The organism is Ensifer sp. ENS02 (assembly GCF_014851885.1).
GTDB classification, from domain to species: domain Bacteria; phylum Pseudomonadota; class Alphaproteobacteria; order Rhizobiales; family Rhizobiaceae; genus Ensifer; species Ensifer adhaerens.
In genome coordinates, this window is the sequence record NZ_JACVAO010000076.1 from 1 (window position 1) to 459 (window position 459).

1 protein-coding gene is annotated in these 459 nt (G+C 56.4%); it reads right to left on the minus strand.

The window, feature by feature from the left end:
• Positions 1-459: porin (locus IB262_RS35505; protein WP_192494587.1), on the minus strand; the 459-nt coding region annotated here is incomplete at both ends.

Below are 459 nucleotides of genomic sequence, written 5' to 3' on the forward strand. Positions count from 1 at the left end.
AACCAACAACGTCCGTGCCGGACAAATCCACCTCGGCGGTCGTATCCGACGCCATGCTGCCCTGGCCGAACCAGAATTTGCCGTAGTCCTTCGAATTTAGATAGATTTCCGCCTTGCGCAGCAGATCAGTCCCCCAGTCGAAGTGATCCTCGTTCAACTGGTTCACATTGGTTGTCGAGTAAGGGTTCCACTCCCATTCGAGATTGGCCCCGAAAGACCAGTCGTTTTCCATGAGGCTGTAGATGCGAAAGCCCGCGCGTGACGACGAGTTCCCATTGTCGGCCGGAAAATAGTTATCCGTTTGCCCGCCGTCATCGTAGCTCAGCAGGCCTTTGTTGATCTGACCGTAGAATTCGAAATAAGCATTGTCGTCGCCGAGCCGCAGCTTCGGTATCCAATGCTCGGCTTCCTTGCTGGCCTGCGCCGGCTTTGCTGGCTCCTGGGCCGAAGCAGGTGCCG